The sequence below is a fragment of the Streptomyces sp. NPDC037410 genome (assembly GCF_055602235.1).
Window position 1 is genome coordinate 89926 of the sequence record NZ_JBVJWR010000012.1, and the last position, 17109, is coordinate 107034.

16 protein-coding genes, 1 tRNA gene and 3 pseudogenes are annotated in these 17109 nt (G+C 71.8%); 4 read left to right on the forward strand and 16 right to left on the reverse strand.

The window, feature by feature from the left end; all coding sequences use genetic code 11:
* From ACZ7HT_RS21125 to ACZ7HT_RS21140, 4 genes are read right to left on the reverse strand one after another with little or no spacing between them, the layout of a single operon-like run.
* Positions 1-1437, reverse strand: coding sequence for a YcaO-like family protein (locus ACZ7HT_RS21125; RefSeq protein ID WP_471167939.1), 1437 nt, complete (start codon positions 1435-1437; stop codon positions 1-3).
* Positions 1437-1562, reverse strand: coding sequence for a hypothetical protein (locus ACZ7HT_RS21130; protein ID WP_471167942.1), 126 nt, complete (start codon positions 1560-1562; stop codon positions 1437-1439). Before ACZ7HT_RS21130 ends, ACZ7HT_RS21125 begins: the two co-directional genes overlap by 1 nt.
* Positions 1559-2908 carry an MDR family MFS transporter gene (locus tag ACZ7HT_RS21135; protein WP_471167945.1) on the reverse strand — a complete coding sequence of 450 codons (1350 nt, stop codon included), beginning with the start codon at positions 2906-2908 and terminating at the stop codon, positions 1559-1561. The genes ACZ7HT_RS21130 and ACZ7HT_RS21135 overlap by 4 nt, the downstream gene beginning before the upstream one ends.
* Positions 2896-3882, reverse strand: a complete 987-nt coding sequence (locus ACZ7HT_RS21140; protein ID WP_471167948.1) for a JmjC domain-containing protein — start codon at positions 3880-3882, stop codon at positions 2896-2898. Before ACZ7HT_RS21140 ends, ACZ7HT_RS21135 begins: the two co-directional genes overlap by 13 nt.
* A gap of 355 nt (positions 3883-4237) precedes the next feature.
* On the opposite strand from ACZ7HT_RS21140, the gene ACZ7HT_RS21145 reads away from it, so the two are divergent.
* On the forward strand, positions 4238-4750 hold the full coding sequence (locus tag ACZ7HT_RS21145) for a hypothetical protein (protein WP_471167951.1): 513 nt from the start codon (positions 4238-4240) through the stop codon (positions 4748-4750).
* A 61-nt stretch (positions 4751-4811) separates the two neighbouring features.
* Here ACZ7HT_RS21145 and ACZ7HT_RS21150 read toward each other — a convergent pair whose 3' ends face one another.
* Entirely contained in the window at positions 4812-5267 is a 456-nt protein-coding gene (locus ACZ7HT_RS21150) for a hypothetical protein (RefSeq protein WP_471167954.1), read from the reverse strand.
* A 385-nt stretch (positions 5268-5652) separates the two neighbouring features.
* Between ACZ7HT_RS21150 and ACZ7HT_RS21155 the strand changes: the two are divergent.
* Positions 5653-5847, forward strand: a pseudogene (locus ACZ7HT_RS21155) (KR domain-containing protein); the annotation flags it as partial.
* 120 nt (positions 5848-5967) lie between these two features.
* Here ACZ7HT_RS21155 and ACZ7HT_RS21160 read toward each other — a convergent pair.
* From ACZ7HT_RS21160 to ACZ7HT_RS21175, 4 genes and pseudogenes are all read right to left on the reverse strand, one after another.
* The gene (locus ACZ7HT_RS21160) at positions 5968-6447 is read right to left on the reverse strand and encodes a hypothetical protein (RefSeq protein WP_471167957.1); all 480 of its coding nucleotides are present in this window, start codon (positions 6445-6447) and stop codon (positions 5968-5970) included.
* 182 nt (positions 6448-6629) lie between these two features.
* Entirely contained in the window at positions 6630-7169 is a 540-nt protein-coding gene (locus tag ACZ7HT_RS21165; protein WP_471167960.1) for a 4'-phosphopantetheinyl transferase family protein, read from the reverse strand.
* Positions 7170-7230: 61 nt separating this feature from the next.
* Positions 7231-7535: pseudogene (locus ACZ7HT_RS21170) on the reverse strand (hypothetical protein); the annotation flags it as partial.
* Positions 7536-7588: 53 nt separating this feature from the next.
* Positions 7589-7965 (reverse strand): annotated as a pseudogene (locus ACZ7HT_RS21175) (DUF1345 domain-containing protein); the annotation flags it as partial.
* Between the two features lie 59 nt (positions 7966-8024).
* On the opposite strand from ACZ7HT_RS21175, the gene ACZ7HT_RS21180 reads away from it, so the two are divergent.
* Positions 8025-8753, forward strand: coding sequence for an HAD family hydrolase (locus ACZ7HT_RS21180; RefSeq protein ID WP_471167963.1), 729 nt, complete (start codon positions 8025-8027; stop codon positions 8751-8753).
* Between the two features lie 221 nt (positions 8754-8974).
* Here the strand turns inward: ACZ7HT_RS21180 and ACZ7HT_RS21185 are convergent, their stop codons facing one another.
* The 5 genes from ACZ7HT_RS21185 to ACZ7HT_RS21205 all read right to left on the reverse strand — a co-directional run bounded on the left by ACZ7HT_RS21185 (position 8975) and on the right by ACZ7HT_RS21205 (position 15077).
* Complete coding sequence (locus ACZ7HT_RS21185) at positions 8975-9376, reverse strand: hypothetical protein (RefSeq protein WP_471167966.1); 402 nt, start codon at positions 9374-9376, stop codon at positions 8975-8977.
* A 68-nt stretch (positions 9377-9444) separates the two neighbouring features.
* Entirely contained in the window at positions 9445-10146 is a 702-nt protein-coding gene (locus tag ACZ7HT_RS21190; RefSeq protein WP_471167969.1) for a hypothetical protein, read from the reverse strand.
* 107 nt (positions 10147-10253) lie between these two features.
* Positions 10254-11168: a YncE family protein gene (locus ACZ7HT_RS21195; protein WP_471167971.1), complete on the reverse strand. Its 915-nt coding sequence runs from the start codon at positions 11166-11168 to the stop codon at positions 10254-10256.
* A 1094-nt stretch (positions 11169-12262) separates the two neighbouring features.
* Positions 12263-12336 (reverse strand) — tRNA-Pro (locus ACZ7HT_RS21200).
* Positions 12337-12422: 86 nt separating this feature from the next.
* Positions 12423-15077 (reverse strand): ATP-binding protein, encoded by a 2655-nt coding sequence (locus ACZ7HT_RS21205; protein WP_471168296.1) that lies wholly within the window; start codon positions 15075-15077, stop codon positions 12423-12425.
* 264 nt (positions 15078-15341) lie between these two features.
* Between ACZ7HT_RS21205 and ACZ7HT_RS21210 the strand changes: the two genes are divergently transcribed.
* Positions 15342-15908: a DUF309 domain-containing protein gene (locus ACZ7HT_RS21210; protein ID WP_471168299.1), complete on the forward strand. Its 567-nt coding sequence runs from the start codon at positions 15342-15344 to the stop codon at positions 15906-15908.
* Between the two features lie 7 nt (positions 15909-15915).
* Here ACZ7HT_RS21210 and ACZ7HT_RS21215 read toward each other — a convergent pair whose 3' ends face one another.
* Both ACZ7HT_RS21215 and ACZ7HT_RS21220 read right to left on the reverse strand, forming a co-directional pair.
* Positions 15916-16287 (reverse strand): DUF488 domain-containing protein, encoded by a 372-nt coding sequence (locus ACZ7HT_RS21215; RefSeq protein WP_471167973.1) that lies wholly within the window; start codon positions 16285-16287, stop codon positions 15916-15918.
* 104 nt (positions 16288-16391) lie between these two features.
* Positions 16392-16994 (reverse strand): TetR/AcrR family transcriptional regulator, encoded by a 603-nt coding sequence (locus ACZ7HT_RS21220; protein ID WP_471167976.1) that lies wholly within the window; start codon positions 16992-16994, stop codon positions 16392-16394.
* Between the last annotated feature and the right edge of the window lie 115 nt (positions 16995-17109).

Consider the following 17109-nt stretch of genomic DNA (forward strand, 5'->3'; position numbering starts at 1 on the left):
TCAGGAATGGGGGATCGGGAAGGTGTTCAACCGGTCCTCGGGCAGGGCTGTTGCGCGCCATCCCAGGTCCACCGCGGCATCCTGCACGCGTCGTCCGCCGAGCGCCGGGTACGCGGCCGGTGCCGTGCCGACCGTGCCCGGGACGATGACCCGTACGACCCTCATCCCCGCCGCCTCGGCCTCGGGGGTCGTCAGATCCACGTACAGCACCTCATGTCCGGCCGCCTCGATCCTCGCCCGCAAGGTACTGCGCGAGGGTGGGGCGAACGGCAGTGCGGGGATGTCGTCCCAGCTGCCGTCCGGCCCGGTGGCGGCCCAGGCGAGGGAGCGCCGTGCGGCGCGTCGGTCGAGATAGAGCTGCTGGTGGCACAGGAGTTCCACGGCGTCCCCGCCATCCGCGCGGTAGGCGTCCAGGTAGGAGGAGTCGGGGCGCCACGGCTTCAGCGGGCTGTCCCTGTCGCGGTAGCCGTCGGAGAGACGTGCCAGGGCTTCGGGGGAGTTCAGGGTCCGGCAGGTGAGCTGGAGGGAGAACGCCTCCGCCAGAGCCTTGGACGCCGCGTCCTGCGCGCTTCCCGCCCGTGTGGCGAAACCCATCGTGAGCCAGCCTTCGGTCTTGCCGCGGACGTGCGCGCCGATCGTGGGCAGGCCGAAGCGGTTCTCCAGGTACGTCAGCTCGACCTCGAAGTCGTCCAGTGGCGGACCGATGAGCCGGCGGAGGGACTCGGTGACGGGGAGGCGGGGCGGCGACACGGCATTCGCCCACCAGATGGCCACCGTGTCGCGCTCGACCACTTCTTCGAGTCCGGAGCGGATGGCGTGTTCGAGGTCGGTGCCGGCGGCTATGCCGCCGATCACGGGGAAGGCGTGCCGGGCCTCCTCGTGCCGGTGGGGCATGCGGCGCCAGAGCGTGTACGCGGCGAAGGCGGGGACGTACACGTCCGCGTCACGTGTCAGGGACCTGCCGCGGACCCAGTGGACCGGGGTGTCCGGCCGGAACGGGACGAAGGGGAAGTCCTGGCGGCGGTACTGGGCCGGCGAGTAGAGCGTGAGCCGGGCGGGGTCCAGCGCGTCGAGGCCGCGGCGGAGAAGGTCCCGGTGACTGCCGTGGACCAGCGCCGCGGGGTCCGGCGGGCAGGTGCCGCAGTAGCGCTCGACGGCTTCGCCCAGGGCCGCGCGGCTCGCCTGCTCGGCGCTGGTCCACGACATGCCGAAGGCCTGCCGGTCCGCCTGCCAGGGCATGGTCCGCGTACGGTCCACGATGTCCGCGACGGCCAGCCGGAGGGTGGAGGGAGTCGACCCCGGCCCGCGGAAGACGCGCAGGCGCGTGACGACATCGGCGGGCGATTCGAGTGCGGACGGCACGGGTGCGGGGGCCGAGCCCGACCGGGGCACCACGCGGGTGCCCCGGTCGGTCGCCCGAAGGTTTCCCTCGGGCATCAGGCCATGTACGCCATGACACAGTTGTCGACGACGAACTCCTCGTTCTCGTCGGCAAGGTACGCGGCGACGCAGTTGTTCAGAACGAACTGCTCGTCCTGCTGTTCCATCTCGAAAGAGTTCATGATGGCTGTCCTCTCCATTCGGTATCCGAATGACTCTCCCGGGCGGGAGAGCCGACCGGGGACGGGGAGCCGTCCCCGGTACGCACGCCCGAGCGGAACTCGTGGCGTGCGAGCTTGTGGTCCGGGCCCGTGATCCAGGCCCAGATGAGACCGGCGAGGAGGGCCAGGGCGGCACACACGCCCCACAAGGCCCCGGGACCGCCGGAGTCGAGCAGCAGCCCGCCTCCTGCCGGTGCGAGGAAGGCGGCGGCGGTCCAGGCGGTGCCGTACAGGCCCTGGTACCGGCCGCGCAGGTGCTCCGGCGCACGGTCGGCGGCCTCCGAGCTGCCCGCCGGTGCCTGCAGCATCTCGCCGAACGTCCAGATGACGACGCAGAGGGCGTACGCGATCACGCTGTCCGCGAAGGCCATCAGGCCGAACCCCACGGCCAGCAGGAGCGCGGCAGCGAGCAGTGTCGCGGCCCTGGAGCGCTCACGGACCAGCCGCGTCAGGGCCACCTGCAGGGTGACGATGATTACGCCGTTGAGGGCGTGCAGCCAGGTGAAGACCGTCGGGTCGTGGCCGTCGCGTGCCACCACGATCGGCAGCATCGTGCTCCCCTGCTGGAACACGGAGGCGAAGAGCAGGGCAGCGAGACAGAACGCCAGGAACGGGCGGTCCTTCCATACCGAGCCGCCGTGCGCGCCCTGCCGCCGTGGCGTCGCCTCCGCACTCCTGCCACCGGTCCGGGCCCCTGTGCGCGGCCGGGTCTCCGGGACCTTCGCCAGGACCAGGACCGCGCACAGCGCCGTGGCCGCCGCGTCCGCGACGAAGATCAGCACGTATCCGTGGGTGACCATGACTCCGGCCAGTACGGAGGAGACCGCCACACCGAGATTCAGCGCCCAGTAGTTGAGGGCGAACGCGCGCTGCCTGTCCTCGGGAGGTACGACGTCGGCCAGCGCCGCCTGCATGGCGGGTCGGGCGGCGGCCGAGCCGGCTCCCATCGCGAAGGCGGCGACCGCTATCGCCCAGCCCTCCTGGACCAGGCCGAGCGAGGTCATGCACACCGCGGTCCAGCAGTGCGCGGCGAACAGGGTGGTCCTGCGGCCGAAGCGGTCGGCAGCGCTGCCGCCGCCGATCGTGCCCAGCACGCCGCCGAGTCCGATGAGCGAGATGACGGCACCGGCGTGCGCTGCCGAGTAGCCCCGCTGCGAGGTCATGTAGAGGGTGAGCAGTGGGCCGACGAACCCGCCCGTCCAGTTGACCAGGATGCTGAGCCAGATCCACCAGAACGTGCCCGGCAGGCCTCTCGCCGACGTGGGCAGCAGCCGTCGGATCCCCGGCGACGCGGTCACTCGGGACACTTCGGCAGGGTGAACACCGGGCGCCCCGGGGCCGTCTCCCCCGCCTCCTTGCCCAACCGTTCCAGCAGCCCCGGTTCCTGGATCTCCTCGACGAGCGCCGCCCGCAGGTCGGCGTACCACCGGTCCGCCGTCGCCGCGTCCGCGAACCGGGGCAGGTCCTGTCGGATCACCGGGCGCTCCGTGGCGAGCCGCCGCAGCAGAAGCCGCAGCAGGTCCGCGGCGGAGGGCAGCCGGCTGCTCAGGGTGAGGTGCAGGGACGGTCCGTCGGCCGCCCGGACCGTGTGCCACCAGCCGCGGGGCAGATAGAGGACGTCGCCCTCGCTCAGCATCCCGGACCAGCCGGTCTCCGAGGGCTGTGGCTTCGACGGGCGGGTGAGTTCGCCGACGGGGTGGGGCAGCGTCGGCGGGTGCAGGTCCCAGTTCTTCTCCCCCGCGACCTGAAGGATGATCACGTCGTGGTCGTCCCAGTGGGTATCGAAGCCCTGGGGAGCTCCGCCCAGGTTCGCGTACAGGTTGGCCTGGACAAGGTTGCGCAGGCTGTTCTCCACCCGGCGGACGAGCCCCCGCAGCGGAGGGTGCAACTCCTCGACCCCGTCCACTGCGAGCGTGGCACCGTCGGCCAGGGCACCGGCCAGCGCCTCGGGACGGATCCTCAACGGTCGCCCTCGGGGCGCCAGTTGGGGTACGGGCTCGGAGCACGAGGTGACGCTCATGCCGCGCGCCGCCCGGACGAGGTGCATCCGGGAGGCGTCGACCCGGGTGGATTCGAGAATCGCGTTCAGATCGTCCCAGCCGAAGACACCGTCGAACCGCCCCGGCCCGCCACGGCAGAGCATCGGCCGTGCCCCGAGGTGTCCGGTGAGGAAGGCTTCCTCATCGAGGGGCCTGATCAGCCCCTTGAGCCCGTCTTCCGGGACGCAGTTGACGGAGCCGGCGTCGTGGATGTCGGGACCGGTGACACTTCCTGCGATCACGGTCACCCCCTGTGCAGCCTGTTGCCCTTGTGGCCTTTCCATGCTCAGGGAACGTTAACGACACAGTCCGCGCGTGACATCCTGTCAGCGGGGAGGGCAGACCCTCCCCGCTGACAGGATGTCACGTGTCGCCACGTGGGCACCGAACGTGCCGAATCAACTGTCGTCGGGCGCAGCAACGACCGCTCGACAGGAGTGCGATCCCTACTGGGACTACCACCTGACGCCCTGGCCGGCCGGTCTCACCGACGACGCATACCAGTGGGAGCCCGTGCCAGACTGCTGGACGGTCCGGACCGGCGAGGACGGCAGGGCGAGGTTCGGCTGACAGGAGCCGGTCCCGGAGCCTCCGCCGGTGACGACGATCGCCTGGCGTCTGTGCCACATCGCCTTTCACGTACTCGGCTTCCGGGCCGGCACGCATTTCGGCGACGGGTCCTTGACCATCGGCACCGCGACGTTGCCGGTCACCGCCGAGGGCGGTCTCGAGGCACTGAACGAGTACTACCGCACCTGGCGGAAAGGGGTGCTCTCACTCGACGACGAGGGGCTGCAGCGGCCCATAGGAGACGCCGAGGGCCAGGGGGGAGAGCGCCCTATGGCGATCCTGCTCCTGCACGTTGAGCACGGAGCCCCACCCCGACCGCAGCCGCTCCTCCATGCTCGCGAACCGCTTGTCGGCCACGAGCCGGGTGACCAGCTCGTCCCGACTGTCCCGATCAGGCTTCGCCTGTCGGAGTGCGACGTTCAGGCCGGCGCATCCGCCGCGCGAAAACCTGCCTCCAGCCGACCTTCACGCCGTTCCTTTCAGGCAAAAATCCACACACTGCACCAGACTCTGCATTTCGACCTAGACCGGGAGAGGTGAGTTGTCGGCGCAAGTCCCGGATGCCGGGTGTCAGGTGTCGGACGCGGTCTCCAGCCGCAGGTCAGTCGGGGTACCCCGGCGTACGGACTCCACGGCCACCATCCGGTACACGTTCGCCGCCCCGAGTGCGCCGGCATTCCCCGTACACCGTGGAGTTGGAGCGCGGTGCGGCTGGCCGTACCAGTCGCCAGCCGTCCGCTTCGCCGGCCAGTACGGCCGGCCGGTGCGCGTCCGTCTGCCGTTCCACGAGCGGTTTCCCCGACTGCGTACGGGTGTTGACGTGGGCGCGTGCCACAGCGGCGATCCGCTCCGCGATGCCCAGCAGCAGGGCCCGCCTGGCGGATCCTCGCCGCCGCGAGCGCGCGCTCACTGGGAGCGCGCTCACCGCAAGCGGCTGCGAGGCGACTCCGTCGAACCTCGACCGCGCGGCGGGCATGACGAAATGGTCGACGGTCTCGGTGACGCAGGTGCCGGGCTCCGGGACCACGAGGCGCCACCGCTCCCGGTGGTCGCGCACGGGGTCAGGCTGCTGATCGTCGGGCGGACCCCGCAGACGCGACTGGAGCCCGAGGCCCGGGAGGCTCCGGAGATCCTGTACGCGGTCGGTGAGGCCCGCTACCGCGCCGTCGACGTCGCCGACCCGGACGCGCCGGCCCGCAAGGTGACGGAGGCGGAGGCCCCCTGGGGCCGGAGGCTCGACCTGGTGCTGCACTTTGCCGGAGCCCCGGTCCCGGCGCGGTGGGAGTCGCTGTCGGACCACGAGCTGCGGACCGGGTCCGGGCAGTGGCTGGACCGGATGCTGCGCCCGAAGGCGGGGGGATGTGTGGCCGTGGACGGGCTGCCGGCCAGGCGCCCGGACACCGCGGTGGTGCTGTTCTCTTCGGTGAACGGTTTTCGGCGGCACCGGATTCGGTGCCTATGCGGCGGGCAACGCGGTGGTGGACGGCTGGGCCCAGCGCTGGGCGGCCACGGGCCGGCGGACGCAGAGCCTGGCCTGGAGCATGTGGGACGGTCCGGGGATGAACCGGGGCAGTCCGCTGGTCGCGGCCGCCCGGCACCGCGGGCTGACCAGGGGTGCCTCCCGGGCTGTGGGGTAGCCCGGGAGGTACGTCCGGCGTGAAGATCCCGCGAGTGCTCCTCTGCCGCACCTGAATTGCGCAGGCGGACACATACGCTCGTCATCATTGCGCCGGTGTCTTGCTGTCTTGCTCGCGTCGTCAGCCGCGCGCCCGTCGGGTGCTCGGCTTCCCGTCGTCCAGGTGGCCCGTACGACGCAGTCTGTCCACCCACGCCTGTGCGGTGTAGCGGGGGACACCATAGTGCTGTGCCACCTTGCCCACGCTGCTGGACTTGAGGAAGACCGCCTTCACCTCTTCCGCATCGGGCATCTTGCGGTAGGGCCGTTCCGTCTGCTGCTCGGTCGAAGGAGCAGACACCGTTGCGTGCTTGTGGCTCTCCGGCCTGCTCAGGGAACGGGCGGAGGACGGGGCGGTGACCCCGCTCACTGCCTGAGCCAGCATCTCGAAGTCGATGTCGAGTGCCGCTCGTGGTGGGATCCCACCTTCTCCCGATGCCCGGACCACCAGCTCAACTATGCGCGGCGGCCCACCGGAAACGCTCTGCATCACTGCGGTGATCTTCGCCGGTTCCTCTTCGGCGCCCTCACCGGACACCTCGACCGTAATGGTCCATCTCATACAACACCTCCCAGCATGGTCCCTCCGGTCGTCACTCGCGCGGGGCGAACGAGGGCGAGGATGCGACCTGCGTGGAGCCACACGCGAATGACTGCCTCCCACCCCGTCGCGTGAGAGCTATTCGCAGTTCCGACTATAGTCACCTTCTGACTTGAAAAGCTGCAACCAAGTCAATGAATACCTCACAAACACTTCACCGATCGACGAGTTCCGAGTTCGGGGTCGGGGCGGATCACACACTCAGGGAAATCAAGCCATCGTCGAGTGAGGGTGTACCACGTCTTGAAGACACTCTCCTTCGCGCTGAACACCAGCCGGTCCCAGGCGACCTCGGGGTGCGACGCGGAGAGCCGGGACACCGTGTCCCGCTCTTCGGGCAGCATCACCGTGTCCACGATCTTCCCGGGCAGCGGCAGGGTCGGCTCGGCGTCCAGGCCGACCGAGGCGACCGCTCCCCCGCGTGCCACCGCCGCCGCCCGGTAGCCCTCGCAGTGCGTCACACCGCCGACGACGCCGTCGGGCCGGCGCGGGGCGCGGCGGGCCCAGGGCGGGCCGTCCGCGGCGGGCAGGATCGGGCCGGGTTCGAGCCCCAGCCGCACGAGTGCCCTGCGCGCGCAGAGCCTGACGGTGGCGAACTCTCTCCGTCGCCCGGCGTCGGAGCCGGCCACTGGCTCGACTTCCTCCGGGAACAGCTCGGCCTCGGGGCCGGCGAACAGCTCCACTAGGACGATCTCCGGCGGAAGCGCCCCTTTCAGCGGTCGGGCCCGCGACAGGGGGTGACCGTCACGCGGACCTCTCCATCACCGAGGCGGGAACGATGCGCACGAGTCCCTGCGGAGGCGCGGGACGACGGCGCCACTCCCCCGGGTACCCAAGGGAGACCTCCCGGTGCGGAACCCCGTCGCATTCCATGGTGCGGGGTAAGTGTCGGGCCCGGCACCAGGCATCACGGCTGGGATACGGATCAGGATGCAACAGATACTCGTCGGAACAGACCACACCCCCATGTCGTGCATCACGTCGACCAGGTACGAGTAGCGTGCCTGGCCCCGGAGCTGCACCGGGTCCCCCGGAGGTGTCCACAGTTCAAGGCACATGCCGCCTTCTCTGTCACGGAGACTTCTAGGAACTGTCAGGCCCATCAGGTAGCCGTGTTCAGCGCGGAGACGACGCTGGCCACGGTGATCGTGTCAAAAAGGAACGCGATGACGGCATTGGCGGCCACCGTCCGGCGCATCTCCCGGGACAGCAGGGTGACATCGGTCGTCCCGAACGTCGCCATGACCGACAGGGCGAAGTACACGCAGTCACCCCAGACGGGTTCCTCGGAGCCGGGGAACTCCAGTGCCCGCTCGTCCTCGACGAGGACGTCGGCGTGAAGGGCCACGGCAAAGGCGACGACCACGCAGATCCACGCGACGACCACGAGGACGAGAGCCACCACCCCCCGGGCCACCGTGGGCAGCGCCGAGTCGATGTGCCCGGGGAACACACCACCGCCACGACGAGGGCACCGGCCCCGGTGGAGAGCGCTGCTCCTCGACCTCGACGGCGTACTCCTCGACACCCGCCCGGTGATGGAGCGCGCATGGCAGCAAGTCCTGAACGAGCACGGTCTCGACGTACCGTTCGAGGAGTATGAGCGCCACCGCGGCCGGCCGTTCGCCGACATCATGGAACGGCTCGGATTCACCGAGTCCGAGCGGTTTCACCGTACGTACGACGAGGCGTCGATCGCAGCGTCCCACCGCGCCCGCGAGTTCGACGGCGCCGTGGCGGTCCTGCACGCCTTCGTCGCCGCCGACTGGCGCCTCGGGGTCGTCACGTCCAAGCCGTTGGAGCGGGCGGCCCCGCTCCTGACCAACCTCGGCTGCCCGTTCTCCACGGTGCGCACGCCGAACGGTGGTGGGCGCGGCAAGCCCCCGCCGGACCCGAACCTCCTCGCCCTCACCGACCTGGGGGTCGATCCCAACGACGCCGTGTACGTGGGCGACATGACGGTCGACCAGGAAGCCGCCCGCCGCGCCGGAGTCCCGTACGTCCACGCCGGCTGGGGGTACGGCAGCCCGCGTACCCCCTCCCCTGTGGTCGCCGAGTCCCCGAAGGACCTGCTGAGGCACGCGGCGGGCGGGGCCGGGTGGCTGTACGTGCAGCACGTACCGGTCCGTCGCCTGGTGGCTCACGTCGTCCGTGATCGCTTCATCCGGCACCGGGACTTCCATCTCTTCGCCGAACCGGTCAGCACTCCCGCAGAGCTCCAGTCCGCGTGCTTCAGGATCGCCTCGCCGCTCGCACCGGTCCCGTAAGGGGCAGCTCGGGCGATACGGAGTCCTCGACGAGGGGGCCGGCAGCGGCCGCGTAGCGGAGCGGCCGTGAGGCGCCCGGCCCAGGTCCGTCAGAACGACGGACCTTTCCGGGCCTCGTCTTGCGCGTCCGCAGGAGCGGTTCGCCGAGGCGAACCGCCGGACGAACGAGTGACCGGCGTACGGGCCCGCCCCGACCACGTCGGCGCGGGCCCCTACGCCGGTCAGGAGAGCCCGCCGGGGCCGGCGGCGAGGACGCTGCCCCGGATCGTCATGTCGCCGCCGGGCGCCATGTCGGCCCACGACAGGAACACGCTGCCGGGAGAGCCGTTGCCGAACATGGCAGCAGCACTGAGGTGGAAGCGGTTTCCTTCGGTGCCGGAGCTGGCCGCGACCTGCGGTCCGATCTCCAGCTGGCTGTCCGAGCAGAGCTGGGCCATCACGGTGGGCACCGTCTGGACGGTGTCCGCGCTCTTCTCCACCCAGGCCAGCACGAACTGCCCGCCCGGGAGGGCCGTCAGCGCCGGCCAGGTGCGGTTGAAGTGCTTCGGTGAGCCGGCGGAGGCGCTGATGACGACGCCGTCCGCCGCCGGGTCGATGACGGCCGCCGAGACCGTGCTCTGCATGACTCCGAGGTCGCTGTTGACCGTCGGTTTGACGTGAGCGGCGACGAAGCGCCCGTTGTCGAGGCCCGTCAGCGCGCCACGTCCCGTGAAGCCCGCGATGTTGGGGTGCTTCTCGCCGGTCCGGGGGCTTCCGTCGAATGCGAAGACGCGGTAGATGAGCCCTCCGCCCCCCCCACCGGCTGGCCGTTCGTCCAGGCCACGACGTAGTCCCCGTCGCTCAGGAGCGTCACGGACGCGTGGGTGTGGAAGGCCGCGGTGGTGTTCACGGCGATCTCCGGGCCCGCCTTCTGCCCCTCGGGGGTGAAGCGCTGCGCGCGTACGCGCTTGTCGCTCGAGGCACCCGTCCAGACGACCAGGCAGCCGCCGTCGATCATCCGGGTGACCGCGGGCGGGAACTGCGGGTCGATGTCGTCGGTGCTGACCTGGACCGGTGGCCCGGCCGGTTGCGCGCCAGCGAATCGGCGCAGCACCACCGCGGGGGTGGGCGGGGGCTGGTTGAAGGGTTGCTCGATCCATGCGGCGAAGGTGGCCGACCCGACGGAGTCCAGGAAGGGCCACCGGCGGTCCGTGTTGCCGCCGGGCTGGGGCGCCACGCTGGCGACGAACTCCGTACCGACCTTCGAGCCGGCGGAGTCGATCCGCTGCCCCTTGATGCTGGCGTCGCCGTCGTCCGCCCAGAGTGCGGTGAACAGGCCGCTGGTGTTCAGCGCGTCCGCGCAGGGCTGCGACTGGCCTCCTGCGAGGGACGTGTTCACGACGAAGTCACCCATGGTCGTCCTCCCATGGTCGTGGTGGGCTTGAGGTGTTTGGTGGGCTGATGCACGCGGTCGGCCCGGTGGCCGGGATGCCGCCGGCGGCGCGAGGCCGGCGACGTCCGTCAACCGTCCGTAAGTTCGAAGACCGAGACGGTGTTGTCGTCGCTGTCGGCCGCGTACACGCGCTTGTGGAACGGCTCGTACACCAGGCCCGCCACCGCCCCGGATCCGACCGTGACGCCGGCGGTGACCCCATGGGTCGCGGCATCGATGACCCTCAGCGTGCCGTCCGCATGGCCGACGTAGGCGTTGCCCTGAGGATCCAGCGCCACGGCGACCGGGGGCGCGAGGACGTCGACGTCGAGGACGCCGCCGCTGGCCGTGTCGATCACGGACACCGTGTGGGAGGCGGAGTTCGCGACGTACACCCGGCCTCTCGTGTGGTCGATCGCGATGCCGGTCGGCCGCTGCCCCACGGGGATGGTCACGGGGAACTCGCCGGTCTCGGGGGCCAGGACCGAGACGGTGTCAAAGTCGGGCTGGGTGACGTACAAGCGGTGCTTGAAGGGATGCAGCGCGATCCCGAGGGGACGGGGTACGTCGATGAAACCCTGCAGGTGGGGAGGAGTGCTGCTGGTGTGGATCACCGCGATGCGGTCGGCGGCGCGCAGGGTCGCATAGGCGCGGCTCGCGAGGTGGTCGACGACCACCCTTGTCGTGTCGGCTGGTGGAACGGGCGGGACGGGGCCCGTGCCGATCGTGGTGGTGACGGTGTTCGCATGGTCGATGACCGAGACGGTGGCGCCGCCGCCGTTGGCGACGTACACGCCGAACTGCGGGTCGAACGCCACACTTTGCGGGGCGACTCCGACCTGGACGGTCTTCGTGACGGTGGCGGTCGCGGAATTGATCACCGATACGGTGTTGTCACCGCTGTTGGTGACCAATATCCGGTTGTTGCCATCGGTGGCGAGCGCGACCGGTTCCGCTCCCACCGGGATGACGCCCACGACGTGGGCATGCAGTGTGTCACTCATCGCATGACTCACTCGGTTGTGGTGGCCTGGGCGGTTCGGCCGTCCCGGCGCCGCGCGCACGCGAAAGCGCCGGCGGCATCGAAACCAAGGGTCGAGCTCCATTATCCCGCCCGCCGTCTCTCACGGCATCCCGGGTATCCGCGCGCCACCCCGCCGAGGACGCTCGGCACGACGGGATCACACTGACGGTGCTGAGCTTCGCCGGCCAGCTGCTGCGCAGCGACGTGCCGGCCGGCACACTGCCCGACTGGCTCGAGCTGATCGACGCGGCCGGCTGGGTTCTGGGCCCTGCGCTACAACGACTCGCTGCGGACATGTCAGTTGCTCAACCTCAACAGCGGCAAGTGCGCGGCTGCCCGCCCCGGCGCCCAGCCCGGCGAACAGGTCACCCAGCAGGACTGCCGCGAGGACCCCTGGTTGTCGTGCCTGTTGGAGGTCGATATCGACAACGCCCGTGATGCCGCCGGTCGCTGGCGCCACGCTGCGCGCTGGCACCGTGCGCGCCCCGACCTCTGCCCCGCCGACGCCCCCCCCCCCCCCCCGCTGGTGAGATGCCGAGGGCCGCTGCCCCGAACCGGAAGACCTCGTACCGCGGAACTTCAGGGCGCCGTCGCCAGCCATGGTCGCGGCGTACTTCGTGCTGTCGGGTTCGGTTCCTATGTTGCGGGTGTAGTACTGCATGCCGCCGACCTCCAGGACCACGCACCGGTTTCCGGGGAGCAGCATGAGGAAGCCCATGCGCAGGTTCTGCAGGCCTGCGGTCCCCGTTCGTGGAGGGACGGTGGCGAGTGCGCGCGGTCGGGGCCCGCCAAGGGCGACGGGAGACGCCGTCGTCACGTTGGGCCCAGGTGGTACCGAGGATCCCGTATCGCATCGGCCCGCTGTCACGGACGGGTCGGATCGCGCCGTCGCGCGGCCGTGGCGGGCCCGGGCCGTAGCCGGCGGCCATGTGAGGTGAGGCCGGGGCAGACGCGCGGTCGCGGTCGCTCGCTGACGCGGTCAAGGCGTGTTGGTCCCCAAGTGGTCCCCAAAAACGATCAAGGGGCCGTTTCAGATCGCTCTGAAACGGCCCCTTGATCTGCGACTCTTTCGAGTCGGGACGACAGGATTTGAACCTGCGACCCCTTGACCCCCAGTCAAGTGCGCTACCAAGCTGCGCCACGTCCCGGTGCTCGCCTCCGCGGGGTTTCTCCCGCGTCGCCGTGCAGGGAAAACATTACCTCACTCCGGAGGGTGGTGATGACCCACGGGCTGTCACACCTCCGAGGTCAGGAGGTCGACGCCGCAGGTGGCGGCCAGGGCGGCGGCTTCGGTGAGGGCGGTCGCGTCGCCGGTGGCGTGGGCGAGGTCGAGGCGGGCGCGGGCTTCCTCGTAGCGGGACGGTGACGCCGCGAGGTGCTCGACGGCCCGCTCCAGGAGGCGGCGGGACTCGGCGGGGTCGTCCGCGAAGAGGGCCAGGCAGCGGAGGGCCTCGCCGAGGGCCGTGTGCGTGCCGAGGCGTTCCGCGTGGCCGTGGGCCTCGCGGGCGATCCGGGCGCCGCGTTCCGGGTCGGTGGGCGCGAGGGCCCGGGCGAGGTCGAGCGGCCAGGGAGCCCACACGATGTGGTGGCGGCCGCGGACGGTCAGGGCCTCGGCCGCGCCTTCCAGGGTGGAGACCGCTTCCTCGGTACGGCCTTCGGCGAGCAGCAGCCGGCCGAGGACGCTGGGGCCGTCGGGCAGCACGATCGCGCCGGGCCAGGGCGGGCCGAAGGCGTACCGGTCGGCGACGGTCCGCGCCTCGGCCGTACGGCCCCGGGCGACGAGGGTGTCGACGAGGAGGCAGGCGGTGTCCCAGTGGACGGGGAGGCCGTCGCCGACGCGGTCGGCGAGCCGGAGTCCCTCCTCCAGGTGGTGCTGGGCGAGCGGCAGGTTGCCGCGGCGGCGGTGGACCAGGCCCAGGAGGGTGCGGGCGAAGGCGAGATGGGCGCCGCTCCAGCCGGAGATCTCGAAGGCGCGCACGGCCTCGGTGAAGAGGGCCTCGGCCCGGTCGGGACGGTCGGCGAAGGCGTACGCGATGCCCGTGAGGGACGGGATCTCGAAACCCCATTCCTGGTCGGTCCAGCTGAGGCCCCGGGCGGGTGCCCCGTCGACGAGGGCGAGGTCGCAGAGCCGTACGACCTCGGCGGCGGGTTCGCCGCGCATCATCGCGTCGAAGCCGCGGACGGTGATGAGGGCCCGCTCGGAGTTGTCGGCTCCGGTGAAGCCGGCGGTGAGCTCGGCGAGCCGGCGCGAGCGGTCCGGTCCGTCCGCCTCGGCCGCCTGGAACCCCTCGTACATGAAGTGCGCGGCCTGGAGCCGTCGTCGGCCGGTGCCGGGCGGTGTCCGGGCGTGTTCGACGGCGGCGGCCCGGGCGGCCTCCTGGAGCTGGTTGTTGTGGGCGAGGGCCTGAACGAGCCGGAAGGTCGCGTCGATGCGCAGGTCGTCGTCGAGGCCGGGCAGGTCGAGCGCCGAGCGCAGGTGGCCGACGGTGGCGGCGGGCGCCGTGAGCAGGGAGGAGCAGCCGAGTTCGTAGAGGACCCTGGCGTACGTGTCGGGGCCGGGCGGCTCGATGAGGGCCCGCTCCAGGCAGCGGCGGGCCGCGTCGGGGGCTCCGACGGCGAGGTGTTCGACGGCGGCGGCCCGCAGCCCGCTCACGACGTCCTGGTCGTCGTCGGGGTGGACTTCGAGGAGGTGGCGGGAGACGGCGGCCGGTCCGCGGCCCGCCTGGGTGAGCACCCAGACCGCGCGCCCGTGCATGGCGGTCCGCCGCGCCGTGGGCACGGAGCCGTACACGGCTGTCGCGATGAGCGGGTGCGTGAACTCCAGGGGTGGGACGGGCACGGGGGCGAGGCCGTTCCGGCCGGTCGTCGGAGCCGTCACGATCCGGGCGGCGCGGAGGAGTTCGGTGTGCTCGGCGACCTGCTTCGCGTTCATGCCGGTGAGGGACGCGAGGAGCTCGGGCGTGCCGTCCGTGCCGAGGACCGCCGTCGCCCAGGCCAACTGGGTCGGGCCGCTGCCGAGTTCTTCCAGGCGGGTGACGAGTCCGCCGCCGCGGCTCCCGGCGCCGAGGCCGCGGAGCTGGCCCGCGGAGCCCGCGACGGGTTCGAGCATCCGGTCGCGCGCCTTGGCGAGCAACTCGACCGTCTCGTAGGGATTGCCGGAGGTCACCGTCCACAGCTCGCGGCAGAACGGCTCGTCCGCGTGCCCGCCGAGCGCGTCGCGGGCGAGCTCGGCGGTGGCCCCGGAGGTCAGGGCGCTCAGGCCGAGCGTGACGACGGCGCGGTCCGCGAGCGCGGCGAGCGTCGCGGGCGCGCCGGGCCCCTGCGGCTCCCGTACGAACGGGCGGTGGGCGAGGACCACGAGGACGGGCAGCCGGTGGTCGCGCCGGGTCCGGGTGAAGGTGTCGAGCCAGGCCAGGGACTCGGCGTCGGACCAGTGGACGTCGTCCACGAGCAGCACCGGGGGCCGGTCCCGCAGCCGGTCCGCGAGGCGGCCGAGGAGCCGGGCGAGGCCGAGCAGCACGCCCTGGGGGTCGGCGGGCGCGTCCGAGGACGGCGGGGCGATCCCCAGGGCCGGGGCCAGGAGGTCGAAGTGGTCGCCGAAGAGCTGCCGCAGCTCGTCGGCGCCGAAGCCGTGCAGGACGGGCTGGAGCAGCTGGCGGGTGAGGTGGAAGGGCACGGAGGTGAGCGTCTCGCCGCCGCGGGCGGTCAGGACGGTGCAGCGGTCCCGGGCGGTGCGGTGTATCTCGGCGAGGAGCGCGGTCTTCCCTATGCCCGGCTCGCCCCGGTAGACGAGTATGCCGCCGCGCCCGGGGCCGCCTGTCGCGGCCCCGGCGACGAGTTCGTCGACGGCGTGGGCGGCCGCGGCGAGCTCCGGGCCGCGTTCGAGCAGACCGCCCCGATCCGCGTCGGAGGCGCCCGGCGCGAACGGCGTTGCGGGCGGCGACTGTTCGGGATCCGTCGGCACCGGTGACTCACTCCCCACACACACGAACTATTGGTCAGGACGCTACCGGTCCACCACCCGCGCGGACCGGAACAGCGCCGGACCGACGAGCCTAGCGCCCGTGATCGTCCAGGGGGCGACAATGGACGGGTGAACCGGACAACGGGTGACGGCGGCGGGGACCGCGAGGTGGGCGGCAGGGGCCACGAGGTGGGCGGCAGGGGCCACGTCGGCGGTAGGGACCGTCAGGTCGGCGGCCGGGACCGTGACGAGGCCGGGCGCGCCCGCAGCGCCCGCCCGCGCGACGGGCTCGGCCGTCCGCTGCCGTACGGGGCGGAGGGCGTGCCCCGGCTGCCCGAAGGGGTCGTCCGCGGGCCCGAGGAGACCCTGCGCGAGGCGCAGCGGCTGCTTGACGCGGGGATGCCCTTCCACGCGCACGAGGTGTTCGAGGACGCCTGGAAGTCCGGCCCGGAGTCGGAGCGGGACCTGTGGCAGGGACTCGCCCAGCTCGCCGTCGGCCTGACGCACGCGGCACGCGGCAACACGGCGGGCGGCGGGCGGCTGCTGAGGCGGGGCGCCGACCGCCTGGAGGGGGCGGTTTCCGGGCCGGACGGCCCGTACGGGATCGATGTCGGCGGACTCGTGGCGTGGGCGCGGGAGTTGGCCGAGGGGATCGAGGGGATCGAGGGGAGCAAGGGCGCGGAGGAGGTCGATGGCGGGGGTCGCGTGGTGGACGCCGCGGCCGAGGCGCCCCGGCTGTGCCCGCGCCTCGCCTAGTGCGCGTTCAGTTCGCGTTCAGTTCGCGTTGCAGGACGGACGTGTGGCTGACCGACGGGTCCTTCGCGGCCGTCAGGAGGGTGACTGGCCGGTCGGCGGCGAGGGCCCGGAGACGGTCGAGCGCGGCGGCGGCCTCAGGGGCGTCGAGCTCGGCCTCGTAACGGCGGCAGAACTCCTCGTACTCGCCCTCGGGGCCGTGGTACCAGCGGCGGAGTTCGGTGGACGGGGTGAGCGCCTTGGGCCACTCGTCCACGTGGGCGTCCGTCTTCTTGAGGCCGCGCGGCCAGAGCCGGTCGACGAGGACGCGTACGCCGTCGTCGGGTGACGGGTCCTCGTAGACGCGGCGGACGCGGACGGCGGGGGTGCTTGCGGCGGCCATGGCTCCAGGGTGCAGGACGGACCGAGACCCCGCCGCCCCCGACGCGCCAGGCCCAGCCGCCGTCGACGCACCCAGGCCCGCCTTCCCCGACGCGCCCGGGGCTCTCAGTCCTCGACGCGCAGTGCCGGGAGGAGGACGGCGTCGACGAAGGTGCGCATGGTGGAGGCGTCCGCGAAGCGCTCCTCGAAGAGCCGCTCGATGCGGAGCATGCCCATGAAGCAGGGCGCGACGAATCCGATCGCCGGGTTGTCGGCGTCGATCTCGCCGCGCTCGACCGCCCTGGCCAGGACGCCGTCGATCGCCGCGACCTCGGGGGCGATGACGGTCTCGCGGAGGGCGGCGCGCAGGTCGGGGTGCTGGATGAAGGCCTGGGCGACGGCCTCCATGAGCTCGGCGTCCCTCTCGCGGTGGGAGGCGGCGATACGGGCGGCCTCGCGCAGGTCGCCGGCGAGGCTGCCGGTGTCGATGCCGGCGAAGACGACGCAGCGGCGCTGGGCGAGGGCGGCGGTCACGAGTTGGGGTTTGGTGCCCCACTGCCGGTAGAGGGTGGCCTTGCCGCACTTGGTGCGGGCGGCGACGCCCTCCATGGTCACCGAGTCGTATCCGCCCTCGCGGAGAAGGCAGAGCACGGCGTCGTAGAGCTCCGTCTCGCGCTCCGGCGTGATCTTGCTGCGACGGGCTGCGGCGGTCGCGGCTTGTGTGGACATCGATCCCTCCCGGACACCTCTGTCTCTGCACATACGAGAGTAGGGGGTGCACAATCGAGACGCAAACGTATCGAGACGCTTGCGTCTCGCTGAATTCGGATCTAGGCTCACTCCG